A 14,142-nucleotide genomic window follows, 5' to 3' on the forward strand; every position below is an offset into this window, starting at 1 on the left:
AATTAGTCATTGAAAGTTCTATTTTTTATCAAATAAGAGGGAAAGAGATGGAAAGTTTCCACATACTGGCTATTGATCACGTAGTTCTACGTACTAAACGAGTTGATGCCATGATTGAGTTTTACTGCGATAAGCTTGGCTGTAATGTTGAAAGAACGTTGGAAAAAGAAGGGTTAATTCAGCTAAGAGCTGGACATGCTTTGATTGATTTAGTTGATGTGGAGGGAATGCTAGGAAAGAGAGGAGGTAAGCCTCCTGAGGAAACAGGTCATAATATGGACCATTTTTGTTTGCTGATTTCTCCAATTGAGCCAGAAGCGTTATTTACGTACCTTAAAAGTAAAGACCTTCGTCTAGATGAGATGCAAACACGGTATGGTGCAACTGGATTTGGTTTATCTGTTTATCTTAACGATCCAGATGGTAATACCGTAGAATTAAAGCCGAGTAAATAATAGTGGAATGCGGTGTCACATCACGGGTAGACTGCACCAAAAAATAATGAGCAACTCTTTATGAACATTACTATTCGCCGTGCAAAAATGTCAGATCTTGAATCATTAGAACAGATGATGTTTGAATTGCACGACTACCATCATCAAGCTTGTCCTGAGCACTTTAAATCGGCTGAAGAGATCCAAAATGAAAAAAGCATCATTTCTTATCTAGATCATCCTGAATGTATTGTGTATGTCGCTGAATTAGCGGATGAGCTGGTGGGGTTTGTTACTGGTCAATTTAGTGAACTGGTATCGGTGGTGAGTAAACCGGTCATGATGGCTTCGGTGGATGAACTGTTTGTTATTGAGCGTTTAAGGAGTACCGGTGTTGCTCAGCAGTTATTTAGCACTATTGAGTCAGAATTCGAAGATTATGGTGTTAAGCAGCTTTTTGTTGAAGTATGGGACTTTAATAAGCCCGCGACTTATTTTTATAAAAAGCAGGGGTTACATTCTCATATCAACTGGCTTAGAAAACCATTGGGTGGTGGGAAAGAGTAAGACTTCCTAACAAATCAAGCGTTAAGATAATCCCCTAAAATAGAGTACACTGATACCACCATTATCGTTAGGGTAAAATCTGTGAGTATCAAACGTCCGATTATCATTTCTCTACTGTTAAGCTGGTTGCTTCTTTTTAGCAGCTATGCCTTTGCCGAGACTGCTTCTGAAAATAATGCATTCAGTGGTGCAGCTTGTGTTATTCATCAAGGGCAAAAAGTGGTTGTGATCCATGAAGTGATCACAAAGAAACTATCGATTCCTGGAGGAGGTATCGATAGTGGTGAAACGCCTCGACAAGCTGCTGAGCGTGAAACCTGGGAAGAAACCGGGCTAGTAGTGACTGCGAAAGAGGAGTTACACCGAGATAAGAGTGCGATTGTTTTCTCGTGCGTTTCTGATTCCGATATTTTAGCGACCGAATATCAACAAAAGGATGGTTTTCACATTATTCCATCTTGGTTTGCTCCTCATTATGGTAGCGAAGTGCGTGACGTCTATTTAGTTGATTGGGATCTGGTACAAGAACGTGAATACCGCTTTCCAAAGCAATACCCTCATATAGCGGGTTGGCTTGAAAATGGTGAAGAAAGTCACGTTGATTATTATGAAGAGCTCTATCAAGCCGCTTTACCATTGCATCAAGCAGAAATCCCTTATATTTATGCGTTTCAACAAGCGGTGTTTGATTTACCAGAATGGATGCAACAAGGGTTCTCAGCGGCTTTCTTTTTATTGAACTTACCTGGGGAAGAGAAATTCTTATACGCATTGGTGCCGTTCGTTTTTGTATTTTTTGGTCGGGCACGAGGGCTAACTTTATTGTTTGCGATTGTGGCTAGCACAGTGATTTCATTACTGGCAAAGCAGGGCATGGGCTGGCCAAGGCCTTTTGTATATGTTCCAGATCTCAAGCAGGCGGAAGCGTATGGCTTTGGCATGCCAAGTGGCCACACCATGATGGCCGCAACGGTTTATGGTTTATTATGGATTGAGCTAGTAAAAGCCAAAGGCAAAGAGTGGGCTAATACGTATTTACCTATCATTATTGCGCTGATTTTTGGTCAAGCCGTTGCTCGTGTGTGGCTCGGCGTTCATTTCATTACGGATACCCTTGCTGGCATGTTTTTAGGCTTTTTAATGGTCTGGCATTTTTATCGATTGGAAATGAAATCACCAAATACGGTCGCTTCTATTATTGATTCTAAAAGTTTTTGGTGGGGAATTACGGGGATATTATTTGTGCTCTCTGTTGTGATGCAGTTGCCTTATCTCATCTATATGTTTGCTTTAGTATTAGGAGTGAGCATTGCATTGCCATTGTTTCCACCTCAGGCAGTAATTCAATGCAGTAAAGAGAAAGCAAAAACATTGCTATTATGCTGTGTTGGTATAGGTGCCATCTTCATTGGTTTAAGTTTCATTATCAAGTTATTTGTATCGAGCACCTTACTTGCCTTAGGAGTGAAATCATTAAGTTATGCGCTAATGCCTATGCTTGTTTTTATACTTACAGCCCAGCGCCGATCTTAAAATATAGTAGAAAATAGAGTGCCTTATGGTTGCGTAAGGCACTCTTATTTTTATCTTGTTTATTTGATTTTTAACTTTCAATGAATGTATTAATACCACTTTTGGGTATATGGAAATAGTTTCTTATTTCTACTACTTTAAACAAGAGAGACACAGAGGTTATATAAATAGAATAAGGCCGAGGTGCTGATATGGATATTGGGGTTCTCAATTCAGTTATTGATATTACTTCACAACGAGATATGGACTCTTTGGAAAATAGTCTCATCGCCACCTTAGTTGAAATGGCACCAATAAGCCAACTCTCCTTAGTTAAAAATAACCCTGTTACAGGGGAAGTGACAGATCTAATTTGCTTGAAAGTTGAAAGCCATTCTGCCTCTGGGGACTATACGGTTTCAGAAATTACTAGCCAGAAGAAAATCAATGAATTAGATGGGAATGATAAAAACATTGCTAGTACGATAACTCGAAAAAAAGATGGCACGATGGAAATTATCGTACCTGTGGTATTTAGTGAGGTACTACAACGTAAAATTATTGTAGAAAGTCAAGAAGATATATCAGGTTACCTTTCCTTAATACAAAGCTTTGTCAAAATATATGAAAATTATTTATTCATACTTAATGAGAGTGATCATGATCAGCTCACAGGGCTTCTAAATAGAAGGGCTTTTGATCGTAAAGTGAAATCATTAGTTCAAGATAAAAAACTATATTCTCCTTACTCACGTGCCTCAGTTACTTACTCTCAAAAAGATAAGCACAGGAGTTATTGGCTAGTGGTTATCGATATTGACCACTTTAAGAAAGTGAATGACAAATACGGCCATTTATACGGTGATGAGGTATTGTTGAAATTTTCTCAATTAATGGGCGAGTACTTTTCGAATACTGAACTGTTATTTCGATATGGTGGCGAAGAATTTATTCTTATATTAGAAGGCAATGATCGGGGACTGATTTACGATCAGATTGAAGGCTTTCGCTATTTTATTGAATCCACGGCCTTTCCATTAGTAGGCCAAATTACCGTCAGTATTGGTTATGAAGAAGTAAAACCGCGTGATTACCCACCAATAAAGCTGGAACTGGCAGACAAAGCCTTGTATTACGTGAAAAACCATGGACGCAATCAAGTATGCAATTATGCTCAACTGGTGGCTGAAGGTAAGCTTTCGACACCTCATTTCCATGATGGGGTTGATCTTTTTTAGTTTAACAAACAGATTTATTACTTGGATTCTTGCATATTATTGTTTCCATAAGTGACTTAATTGGATGTTTGAGAAACTTTCCATTCTTAGTTAACTTAATGTAATTAAATGAAAAACACTTATCCTTCCGATGTTGTACATCACATTCTCTCATCTATTTGTTCGTATTAGTGATTTAATAAGGCTCGTTTTTTCATCTTAGGGCTTATATTATTAACGAAATGGCAACAAATAAGGCGTCGTCCTTAACGATAATTAAGCCAGTGAGCAAGGTGAAAATCATGAAGGTTAACTTTTTTGTGACCTGTTTGTGCGATGTGGTGAAATCTGAAGTCGCGAAAAAAACAGTGTTACTCCTAGAAGATCTAGGGTGCGAAATTCTGTTCCCAAAAGAGCAGGGATGTTGTGGGCAGCCATCACTAAATAGTGGGTATATTGAATCCAGCAAGCCTGCAATGAAGTCATTAATTTGTGCTTTTGAAGGCAATGATTTCCCAATCGTTACCCCAGCTGGGTCATGTGCGGCTTCGGTAAAAAAATACCCTGAATATTTAGCTGATGAACCAGAATGGGCGGAGCGTGCTCAAAAAGTAGCAGACAGGTTGTTTGAGTTAACACAATTTATTGTTAATCACCTTGGTATAAAAAATGTTGGTGCTCGTTTAGAAGGCAAAGCAGTTTATCACCCGTCATGCAGTTTAATTCGTAAATTAGGTGTGCGTGAAGAACCACTGGATTTATTGTCTCAAGTCGAGGGATTAGACATGCTGCCTATTGAAAACCAAGAAACCTGTTGTGGTTTTGGTGGAACGTTTTCGATAAAAATGTCTGAAATTTCAGGGGAAATGGTAAAAGAAAAGGTGCGTCATATTAGTACCGCACAGCCTGATTATTTAATTGGTGCCGACATTAGCTGTTTGATGAATATTGGCGGGCGTATGCAACGTGAAGGCAAACCCGTAAAAGTAATGCACATTGTTGATGTGTTGATGAGCCGATAGGAGAGCAACATGTCAATGAAAACCAGTGATGTGATTTTTAAGCAGCGCATTAAGCATCAAATGCAAGACAGCTTCATGAGAAAGTCGGTCGCGAATGCTCAAGAACGTATGTTTACTAACCGTCAAATAGCCGCAGATAGGTTGGGCAATTGGGATCAATGGCGTGAAATGGGGATGGATATCCGTAATCACGTATTAGAGCATTTAGATTACTACCTGCATCAATTGAGTGAAAACGTGCAAAAAAATGGTGGCCATGTCTTTTTCGCAGAAACAGCGGAAGAGGCCACTGATTACGTAGAAAAAATCGTTCAGCAGAAAAACGCCAAAAAAGTCGTGAAATCGAAATCCATGGTCACGGAAGAGATCGGTTTAAATGGTGTGATCCAAAGAAATCAGTGTGAAGTGATTGAAACCGATTTGGGTGAGTACATTTTGCAAGTGGATGACTGTGATCCTCCCTCGCACATTGTCGTACCTGCGTTACATAAAAACCGTGAGCAGATCCGAGACGTGTTTGAAGACAAACTGGGTTATAAAGGCACTTCTGATCCTGAAAAAATGACTCGTTTTGTTCGTGAGCATATCAGACATGATTTTTTAGAAGCAGACATCGGCATTACAGGTTGTAACTTTGCTGTGGCAGAGTCGGGCTCTATCAGTTTAGTGACGAATGAAGGTAATGCGCGCTTAGCGACGACGTTGCCGAAAACGCACATTGCCGTAATGGGAATGGAGCGACTGGTCCCGACGTTTGAAGAGCTTGATATTATGGTCAGCCTGTTATGCCGAAGTGCTGTAGGTTTGCCATTAACTGGATATGTAACGGCACTGACTGGGCCACGTGAGCAAGGCCACATTGACGGCCCTGAAGAATTCCACTTAGTGATTTTGGATAATGGCCGTTCTGATATTTTGGCCTCTGAGTTTAAAGATATTCTACGCTGTATCCGTTGTGCTGCTTGTGTGAATACGTGCCCGGCTTACCGTCATATCGGTGGTCAGTCGTATGGCTCTATTTATTCTGGCCCGATTGGGGCTGTGCTATCTCCTCTGTTAGGTGGGTATGATGACTTTCAGGATCTGCCTTATGCGTGTACTTTGTGTCAGGGCTGTAATGATGTGTGTCCGGTTAAGATCCCATTATCAGATCTGCTTTTAAAGCATCGCACGAAAATGGTGGTCAATAAGATCACGCCACTAAGTGAGCGAGCGACTGTCGCAGCTTTTAATCATTTAAATGCCAGCCCTAAGCTGTGGAACTTAGGAGTAAAAGTCGGGGCTGCTGTCGGCGGGAAAGTGATTAAAAATGGCAAGATGCCCGTCAATCTTGGTGCGATAGCAGAATGGACTGAAGCGCGTGATTTGCCACAGCCAGATGGTCAATCATTCCGTTCTTGGTTTGAAAACCGTGAGCCATCAGCGAAGAAAAAGACATCTTCGGAGGAAAAATAATGTCTACGACCATTTATAACCGAGATGAATTTTTAACTAATTTGGCCAATAAGCTTGGACGAGAACGATCAAAAGAGCCAGTAACAAGGCCGAAATTGAAATACTCTTGTCACCATGAGGTAATGGCTAACTTTAATCAACAAGAGCTTTCATTGTGGCTATTAGAGTACGCAAAATCTAGTCTGGGAGTATTGGCAATTGAATGTACTCAAGCTGAGCTGTCTGATTCGTTGGAGCGAATTTGTACGAATTATGATGCTGGGAAAATTGTGCTGTCATCAGACCCTCGCATGAAAGCGTTAAACGTGTTTGATTCACTAAAAGCACAATTTGATGATGTGTACTGCTGGGACGTTGAACAAAGTTATCAGAACAATATTGCTCAAGCTGAAAAAGCAAAAGTGGGCATTGTGTACGCAGAACAAGCACTCGCGGAATCGGGGACCATGGTGTTGCACAGTAACCCAGAACAAGGCCGAGCGATCAGCTTATTACCAGAAGCGTCAGTGTTTATTATTCCACAAAGTAAAATCGTGCCTCGTATGACACAAGCGGCGAGCGAATTACATCAAATGGCGCAGCGTGGTGAGCGTTTACCTTCGTGTGTGAACTTTATTTCTGGGCCGAGCTCAACGGCTGACATTGAATTAATTAAAGTTGTTGGGGTACATGGACCGGTTCATGCTGCCTATGTGGTTGTTTCCGACTTATAATAAGCGTATATGACAGTACGATAAAAGAGTATGAGATGCCACAAGTTGACGATTTGGTTTTATTTACACAGGTGATCGATTTAGGTTCATTTAGCAAGGTGGCTGAAATGAATAAAGTAACTAAATCGGTGGTGAGTAAGCGTATCAGTCGTTTAGAAGAGGAGTTAGGCGTTCAGCTAATTTATCGCACAACGCGAAGGCTAACCTTAACTGAAGCAGGGGAGATGTTGTATCACCGATCCAAGGGGATTGCACAGACAGCACAAAGTGCCTTCGATGCTGTAACGGGGTACAGCGAAACATTAGCTGGACATATTCGAATGTCGGTTCCTACTATTTCTGGGGAGCTATTGTTAGCAGAAGCGGTTTCTGAGTTTTGTGATAAACACCCAGGCTTAACCGTTGATATGCAAATGGATAATGATTTCGTAGACTTAGTAGCAGATGGCTACGATTTGGTTGTCAGAACAGGGCATTTGGAAGATTCCAGCCTAATTGCAAGGCACATTGCTAATTCTCAGTGGGTGATTTGCTCTTCGGCTGATTACATTAGCAAGAACGGTGAACCGCAATCTCCGGAGGATTTGGTTCACCATAATTGCCTAGGTTATACCTATCAAACCGCTGGTGCTTACAATTGGTTGTTTATTCGAGATGGAAAGCCATTGACGGTAAAAGTATCTGGCAATTTTAGTTCGAATAACTCAGTGGCATTGAAAAAAGCGGTAATGGCAGGGCGGGGTTTGGCTTATTTACCAAAATGCTTGGTGTACGATGAACTACAACAAGGATCATTGATGGAGGTGCTGCCTCAGCAAACTGGAAAAATGATCGGTATTTATGCGGTGTATCCATATACTCGAAAACCAGCGAAAAAGATCCAAGCGTTAATCGAACATATTCGAGAATCTTATTTGTCGATGAAAGAATATTTCTAGCTATTGGCTGAATAAAAAAGCTCTGCGGTATGGAGCCGGCAGAGCTTTAGGTAAATTGGTAACGAGGGGAGCTACTGGCTTGCTTCATCCACCAAATACAATATGGATTGATATGGAACCCCAGAGTGATGGGATAGGCCAATTTCGCACGTGCGGCTGTTACTAAAACCACGAGAACAATCTGATGGTACTTGGGATTTTAGTGGTGATACTGCGGCTTCGTTAAGCTCAGGGGTGGTAAAGCCTTTATCACCAGCCCAGCCACAGCATTGAATATGTTCAGGGAGAACGACGTTTTTGGCACACGCTTTGGCTAATTTGAGCATGGTATTTTCTAGCCCCATACGCCTTGAGCTACAAGTTACATGTAACATAACCGTTTCATCGATTGGGGTAACAGCAAGCTTATCTAGCAAGTAGTCTGCTGTAAATTTAGCGGGTTCATAAATAGCTAAAGGCTGGCTAAATTGTTCGATGCTGCGTTTAGCGCAGGGGCTTGTATCCATTAAAATAGGCCATTTACCTTGTTCAGAAGCTTGCCAGAGTACTTCTTCAAGTTGCTGAGACTTTTCGGTAGCGATGTCTGTCATTCCTTTGCTGTCATAAGGCATGCCACAGCACTGGCTATTGAGCTGATTGGGTTGAATGATTTCATAGCCAGCCTTCTCAAGTAGTGACATTGTCACTTCGGTTAAGGGGCGCTGATCAACATTATCGGCTTGTTGACCCATGGTTCGGCTTGCACAAGAGGGCATATACACTACTTTTTGCTTTGCTTTCAGACTTGGTTGTTTCTTACTGTGGTTGGCAGTGGGTAACTCTGGGATCCATTTTGGGGTCGATCCTTTGGTTAGCTTACGTGTTCCGTTCACGACATTAGAAAGCAGTTTGTCACCGAGTAGGCTTTGTGCGTGTTTGTTAATGGATAAGCCAATGCTGGTGGCTGTGGTGATGCCCGCAAAGTGATCGGCAGTCCATTTAGCAATGGATTGATAACTTTGATAGTGCTGGGTTCTTAGTTGCTTTACCAAATCGCCCGTATTGATGCCAACAGGGCAGCGGTCGGCACAGAGTCCTGTGGCAGCACAGGTATCTATTCCTTGGTATTTGAACAGTTTATACAGCTCTTCTGTTTTTTGAGGATCTTCATTTGACGCTTTTTGGCGTTGGATCTCTCGGTAGAGGACAATTCGCTGGCGAGGGGAAAGAGTCAGTGTTCGAGAAGGGCAGACAGGTTCGCAAAAGCCACATTCAATGCAACGATCCACAAGATCATCGGCAGCAGGCATAGGTTTTAGGTGGGTGATGTGTGCGTTTTTATCATCATTGATGATCACGCCCGGATTGAGTATTCCAGTTGGGTCCATGATCTTTTTGATCTTTTGCATGAGCTGATACCCATCTTTCCCCCATTCCAGTTCAACATAAGGGGCCATATTACGGCCTGTACCGTGTTCTGCTTTGAGTGAACCTTGGTACTTGACGGCAACGAGCTGGGATACCTCATCCATAAACTGGCCATAACGTGTAATTTCATCTTGGCTTTCAAACCCCTGGGTGAAGACGAAGTGCAGGTTTCCTTCAAGAGCATGGCCAAAAATAATGGCTTCGTCATAGTGGAATTGATCAAACAGAGCTTGGAGATCACGTACGCCTGCCGCTAGGCTCTCAACCGGAAAAGCCACATCTTCAATGATGACACTGGTACCAACTTCGCGAACTGCACCGACAGCAGGAAATAGCCCTTTTCGAATGCCCCATAAATTAGCAATGACATCAGGATCTGTGGTAAAGGGGATAGACTCAAGCAGCGGGTATTCGCTGATCGCCGCCATAATGCTTTCGTTTTGTTGTTGAAGTTGTTCGTGGTTACTGGCACGAGTCTCAACAAGTAAGGCTGTGGCGTCTAAATCAAGTGTTTTGATAAAAGCAGGCATACCCGCTTTATTGGCAACAGAGTGAAGCGCTCGGCCATCCATCATTTCTACGGCATCGACAGGGGTTTTGGTCAGCAGAGTAACGGCGTGACTGGCGGTTTCTATGTCTTTAAAAACCAGTAGCGTAGACGCTTTATATGGGTGCTCAACGACTGTGTTGTAGGTGATCTCTGCAATGAACCCAAGGGTGCCTTCTGAGCCAACCATTAAATGTTTAAGTGCATCAATGGGATCGGTAAAATCAACTAGGGCATTGAGGCTATAACCCGTGGTATTTTTTAAACGGTATTTATGAGAAATGCGTTGAGCAAGTTCTGTATTTTTCTGAGTTTCTTCACACAGTTGCTGTAGTTCTGAATATAAAGTGGAGTGAGACTGCTTGAAGCTGTTAATGCTGTGCTGGCAACTCGTATCCAGCAGCGTACCGTCACTAAGTACAACTTTCATACTAGAAACGGTCTTGTAAGTGTTATGAGCGGTGCCACAGCACATTCCTGATGCATTATTCGCAGCAATGCCACCAATTTTACACGTATTGATTGAAGCGGGATCTGGTCCTATTTTTCGCCCATAGGGGGCTAAGTAGCGGTTTGCATCGGCACCAATGACTCCGGGCTGCAATTGAATTTTTTCTCCGCCATCAAGAATTGTGTGGCCTCTCCAGTCGTCGGTTAGGGTAATTAATACCGAATCTGAAATCGCTTGCCCTGAAAGGCTGGTGCCAGCTGCACGAAAAGTGCAGGGGATGCTTAGTTGATAACAGGTTTTTACGGCAAGAATGACTTCATCAAGGGAAGTGAGTTGTAAAACGATTTTAGGAGTTAAGCGATAAAAGCTTGCATCGGTTCCGTAGGCTAAGCATTTTGTGCTATCAGTAATGATGCGTTTGGGATCGACAGTTTGTGATAACTGATCAATGAATTGTTTGTAGTTGGTGTCCATAGTGCTTCCTAGTGAAATGTCGAGCTTGTATTTTTATGTTTTAGGCCAGCGTTGTGCGCTGGCCTGCTCGTTATTTATTTAGCTTACTAAGTTATGACTAAAGGGTCTGTGATACCTAATACATAGATGGCAATCAAACCTATAATGCCTGTAATGATCAAATAGTAAGTGGTTGGAATAATGGTTTTTCTTAGGGTTGTGCCCTCACGCCCTAATAAGCCAACTGTTGCAGAAGCTGCCACGACATTATGGATTGCAATCATATTACCTGCAGCAGCACCTACCGCCTGTAGAGAAACAACCATTACACTGGAAATACTTAAGGTTTGTGCAACTTCGTATTGGAATTGGCTAAACATCATATTAGATACAGTGTTTGAGCCCGCAATAAAGGCACCCAGAGCACCAATTACAGCACTTAATGCAGGGAAAAAGTCCCCAACAATGCCGGATGCAAAGTTCGCAGTCGTTACAGGCATACTGGCTAAATCAGCGCCATTAATACCTGAGTTGATAAAAATACGAACCATAGGAATCGTGAAGATAAGTACAAAGCCGGCACCAATTAGCGTTTTACTTGATTCACTAAACGCTTTTGCCATTGGCTTAACAGAACCAGATTGAAACAGTACCGCAATCAGGGCCACAAAAACTAAGATGCCACCAGGTAAATATAAGGGTTGGATGCTGGCGCTGATGCCTGTTTCACCTAGAATATTGCTGAATTTAACGCTGATGCTGGTCAAGAAGCCTTTGAACTCAGGGCTTACTCGGCTTGCCACTAGTACAACGGCCAGCAGCACGTAAGGAGTCCACGCTTTGGTTAAGCTCATTGATTTTGTATTGGTATTGTCTAAATCAATTTTTAGTGAACCTAGCCATTCCTGTGGCCATTTATCTTCAGGTTCAAAGTCCCATGTTGTTTTTGGCACCAAGAAGCCTTTTTTAGCAGCAGTAACCACAATGGCAAGACCGAACAAACCACCGATTAAGGAAGGAAATTCTGGCCCTAAAAATACACCGGTTAATGCATAAGGAATAGTAAAAGAGATGCCTGCGAATAGGGCAAAAGGTAAAATATCTAATCCTTCTTTCCAGCTGCGGTTTTTACCAAAGAAGCGCGTTAGCATCATTGCCATCAAGACTGGGATCAATGTACCGACAATAGCGTGGATAACAGCAACACTTGAGGTAATTTGTTGCAGATAAACTTCCCAACTACTGCCATTGGCAATCAATGCTTCAGAAATGTTGTGGGTATCAAGACCTTTGTTAACACCAACGATGATTGGTGTGCCAACCGCACCAAAAGAAACAGGTGTGGACTGTATCATCATGCCTATTAATACGGCCGCTAACGCTGGGAAGCCAATTGCTACGAGTAGAGGAGCGGCAATAGCAGCAGGCGTACCAAAACCTGAAGCCCCTTCAATAAAAGAGCCAAAGCACCAAGCAATAATAATGGCTTGCACACGTCTGTCTGAAGAAATGCCTGTGAAACCATTACGTATGGTGGTAATCGCCCCTGTATGCTTCAAGGTATTCAGTAAAAAAATCGCACCAAATACAATCCAGAGAACTGACGCTGTAATAGCTAGCCCCTGTAAACTGGATGCAATTAGGCGGGTAGCGCTCATGTCCCATACTGTGAAGCCGATCAGTACCGTTAAAATAAAGGCTAGAGGCATGGCTTTTTTTGCTGGCCATTGCAGACCGACTAAGAGTATTGCCGCGAGGACAATGGGTGAAAAGGCAATTAACGCCAGTAAGGATTCACTCATAATTCTGTCTTCCATGTTTAGCACTTTCATGGAGTGCTATTGTTATCGTAATGATGTTCTTGGTTGTTAATGGGGTGTAACGATATACACATTGATTGTTTCTATATATGGGTGAAATGAAAAAGACAGTTTCCATTGATGGTATAATTAATGTGAATAAAGAAACTTTGAATTTAAGTATAGATGAATAAGTATTTTCTAAATTATATCTTATTCTTTTTTATTTATTAAATATCAATTGTTTATGATTATGTCTGTTTTTGTTGGACTATAGAGATAATTAATATTATCGTCGATAATGAAACAAAAAGATTTGATAGAACTGCTTTCTAAAAGACGCTGTTTTGTTAAAAATGAGATCTGAAGCAAGGGTGGATAAAGCGAAAATTACTCATATATGTATGTCGCTTTACTTTTTTTTACAGAAAAAGAGGTGTAACCGCCTTCACTTCATGGCATAAATACAATCAAACAGAACAATTAACCATAATAAGACAGTAAACATTTGCTGCTAACAAAAGGTAAAGTCATGACTCCTCAAGAAAAAGAACTGATTCAGAATGTTGCTAACAAACTAAAGCAAAGCCCTGAAGTAAAAAAAGACGCAGACGCTGAGCAATTGATTAGCCAAGAAATTTCCGCTCAGAACGATGCGGTTTATAAACTAACTCAAGCGGTTCTAGTGCAAGAGATGGCACTAAAAGAGCTAAAAGAGAAAAACGACTACCTAGAAAAAGCGGTAGCGCACCATAAAGAAGAGTCTAAGCGTGGCACATTAAGCAAAATGATGGGTGGTCAACGTCCTGAGCCACAACCACCACAGCCTGCTCGTCAGTCTGGTGCGTTCGGTAGTTTCATGCAAACAGCGGCAAGTGTTGCTGTAGGTATGGTTGCAGGTAACATGATCAGTAATGCTCTGTTTGGTGATGAGCCAGCAGCAGACATGGCAGCCGCTGAAGCAGAAGGTGCTATGGATGAAGGTCTAGCTTCAGCAGAGGATGCAGCAAGCGAAGGTGGTTTCTTAGGTGGTGATTCGGGCTTTGCATCTGAATACACAGAAACGTCTGGTGGTTTTGGTGACTCAGGCTTTGGTGATGCTGGTTTCCAAGAAGCAGGTTTTGAAGAGTCAGGCGATGAAGGTGGTTTCTTCGACGGTGGTGATGATTTCGGTGGATTCGACGACGAAATCTAATCTGGTTTGAATACTCACCTCGTTTAAATATTGTTATCAACCCAGTAGTGCTACACAGTACTGCTGGGTTTTTTATTAAGGCTGCCTAATTGGTGGCTTTTTTATGAGCATTTTGTGCGTATAAACGGTGTTAGATACTACGTTGTTGCTTCGGCGTGCAAATCTTTTCAGCTAGGTTTCTGACCACAGGTATCACGAGTACATTGAGTGATAAAGCGATTGGCCAAGCAATAGAAAAGCTTCTCATCCAGCGAGTGATGAGTTCTGAATCAACTCCTGTGTTAATGGTCACAATAATGCCTGACATAATCAGCGCCATTACAGAGGATGTCATGACAGCAGTTGTCCAAAATAGTTTTTTATTCATCATTATTTCTCATTGTTCTTTGATGTTTTTAGTCTAATATCTGTCATTATTAAAAAATATACTTA

12 protein-coding genes are annotated in these 14,142 nt (G+C 41.9%); 9 read left to right on the top strand and 3 right to left on the bottom strand.

What is annotated here, in order from left to right; genetic code table 11:
• The first annotated feature begins 47 nt into the window (after window positions 1–47).
• From MHO82_RS21305 to MHO82_RS21340, 8 genes are all read left to right on the top strand, one after another.
• On the top strand, window positions 48–455 hold the full coding sequence (locus tag MHO82_RS21305; RefSeq protein WP_239187604.1) for a VOC family protein: 408 nt from the start codon (window positions 48–50) through the stop codon (window positions 453–455).
• 60 nt (window positions 456–515) lie between these two features.
• Entirely contained in the window at window positions 516–1,001 is a 486-nt protein-coding gene (locus MHO82_RS21310) for a GNAT family N-acetyltransferase (protein WP_239187606.1), read from the top strand.
• Window positions 1,002–1,082: 81 nt separating this feature from the next.
• Window positions 1,083–2,534 (top strand): phosphatase PAP2 family protein, encoded by a 1,452-nt coding sequence (locus MHO82_RS21315; RefSeq protein ID WP_239187609.1) that lies wholly within the window; start codon window positions 1,083–1,085, stop codon window positions 2,532–2,534.
• A 191-nt stretch (window positions 2,535–2,725) separates the two neighbouring features.
• Window positions 2,726–3,751, top strand: a complete 1,026-nt coding sequence (locus tag MHO82_RS21320) for a GGDEF domain-containing protein (RefSeq protein WP_239187612.1) — start codon at window positions 2,726–2,728, stop codon at window positions 3,749–3,751.
• A gap of 281 nt (window positions 3,752–4,032) precedes the next feature.
• Complete coding sequence (locus tag MHO82_RS21325; protein WP_239187614.1) at window positions 4,033–4,752, top strand: (Fe-S)-binding protein; 720 nt, start codon at window positions 4,033–4,035, stop codon at window positions 4,750–4,752.
• Window positions 4,753–4,761: 9 nt separating this feature from the next.
• Window positions 4,762–6,207 carry a LutB/LldF family L-lactate oxidation iron-sulfur protein gene (locus tag MHO82_RS21330; protein WP_239187617.1) on the top strand — a complete coding sequence of 482 codons (1,446 nt, stop codon included), beginning with the start codon at window positions 4,762–4,764 and terminating at the stop codon, window positions 6,205–6,207.
• Window positions 6,207–6,920, top strand: coding sequence for a lactate utilization protein C (locus MHO82_RS21335; RefSeq protein ID WP_239187620.1), 714 nt, complete (start codon window positions 6,207–6,209; stop codon window positions 6,918–6,920). The genes MHO82_RS21330 and MHO82_RS21335 overlap by 1 nt, the downstream gene beginning before the upstream one ends.
• A gap of 35 nt (window positions 6,921–6,955) precedes the next feature.
• Window positions 6,956–7,858, top strand: a complete 903-nt coding sequence (locus tag MHO82_RS21340; RefSeq protein WP_239187623.1) for a LysR family transcriptional regulator — start codon at window positions 6,956–6,958, stop codon at window positions 7,856–7,858.
• Window positions 7,859–7,929: 71 nt separating this feature from the next.
• On the opposite strand, the gene MHO82_RS21345 is transcribed toward MHO82_RS21340, so the two are convergent.
• Window positions 7,930–10,737 carry an FAD-binding and (Fe-S)-binding domain-containing protein gene (locus MHO82_RS21345; protein WP_239187626.1) on the bottom strand — a complete coding sequence of 936 codons (2,808 nt, stop codon included), beginning with the start codon at window positions 10,735–10,737 and terminating at the stop codon, window positions 7,930–7,932.
• An 86-nt stretch (window positions 10,738–10,823) separates the two neighbouring features.
• Window positions 10,824–12,518, bottom strand: a complete 1,695-nt coding sequence (locus tag MHO82_RS21350) for an L-lactate permease (protein WP_239187720.1) — start codon at window positions 12,516–12,518, stop codon at window positions 10,824–10,826.
• Between the two features lie 529 nt (window positions 12,519–13,047).
• On the opposite strand from MHO82_RS21350, the gene MHO82_RS21355 reads away from it, so the two are divergent.
• Complete coding sequence (locus MHO82_RS21355; protein WP_239187629.1) at window positions 13,048–13,710, top strand: DUF2076 family protein; 663 nt, start codon at window positions 13,048–13,050, stop codon at window positions 13,708–13,710.
• A gap of 130 nt (window positions 13,711–13,840) precedes the next feature.
• Here MHO82_RS21355 and MHO82_RS21360 read toward each other — a convergent pair whose 3' ends face one another.
• The gene (locus MHO82_RS21360; protein WP_239187632.1) at window positions 13,841–14,080 is read right to left on the bottom strand and encodes a DUF2798 domain-containing protein; all 240 of its coding nucleotides are present in this window, start codon (window positions 14,078–14,080) and stop codon (window positions 13,841–13,843) included.
• Between the last annotated feature and the right edge of the window lie 62 nt (window positions 14,081–14,142).

This window comes from Vibrio sp. Of7-15 (assembly GCF_022347565.1).
Classification (GTDB): Bacteria; Pseudomonadota; Gammaproteobacteria; order Enterobacterales; family Vibrionaceae; genus NORP241.

Bases quoted from the DNA above. Each gene is read 5' to 3' on its own strand.
- MHO82_RS21305 (WP_239187604.1), top strand. From the start codon at position 48: ATGGAAAGTTTCCACATACTGGCTATTGATCACGTAGTTCTACGTACT.
- MHO82_RS21310 (WP_239187606.1), top strand. From the start codon at position 516: ATGAACATTACTATTCGCCGTGCAAAAATGTCAGATCTTGAATCATTA.
- MHO82_RS21320 (WP_239187612.1), top strand. From the start codon at position 2,726: ATGGATATTGGGGTTCTCAATTCAGTTATTGATATTACTTCACAACGA.
- MHO82_RS21325 (WP_239187614.1), top strand. From the start codon at position 4,033: ATGAAGGTTAACTTTTTTGTGACCTGTTTGTGCGATGTGGTGAAATCT.
- MHO82_RS21330 (WP_239187617.1), top strand. From the start codon at position 4,762: ATGTCAATGAAAACCAGTGATGTGATTTTTAAGCAGCGCATTAAGCAT.
- MHO82_RS21335 (WP_239187620.1), top strand. From the start codon at position 6,207: ATGTCTACGACCATTTATAACCGAGATGAATTTTTAACTAATTTGGCC.
- MHO82_RS21340 (WP_239187623.1), top strand. From the start codon at position 6,956: ATGCCACAAGTTGACGATTTGGTTTTATTTACACAGGTGATCGATTTA.
- MHO82_RS21345 (WP_239187626.1), bottom strand. From the start codon at position 10,737: ATGGACACCAACTACAAACAATTCATTGATCAGTTATCACAAACTGTC.
- MHO82_RS21350 (WP_239187720.1), bottom strand. From the start codon at position 12,518: ATGAGTGAATCCTTACTGGCGTTAATTGCCTTTTCACCCATTGTCCTC.
- MHO82_RS21355 (WP_239187629.1), top strand. From the start codon at position 13,048: ATGACTCCTCAAGAAAAAGAACTGATTCAGAATGTTGCTAACAAACTA.
- MHO82_RS21360 (WP_239187632.1), bottom strand. From the start codon at position 14,080: ATGATGAATAAAAAACTATTTTGGACAACTGCTGTCATGACATCCTCT.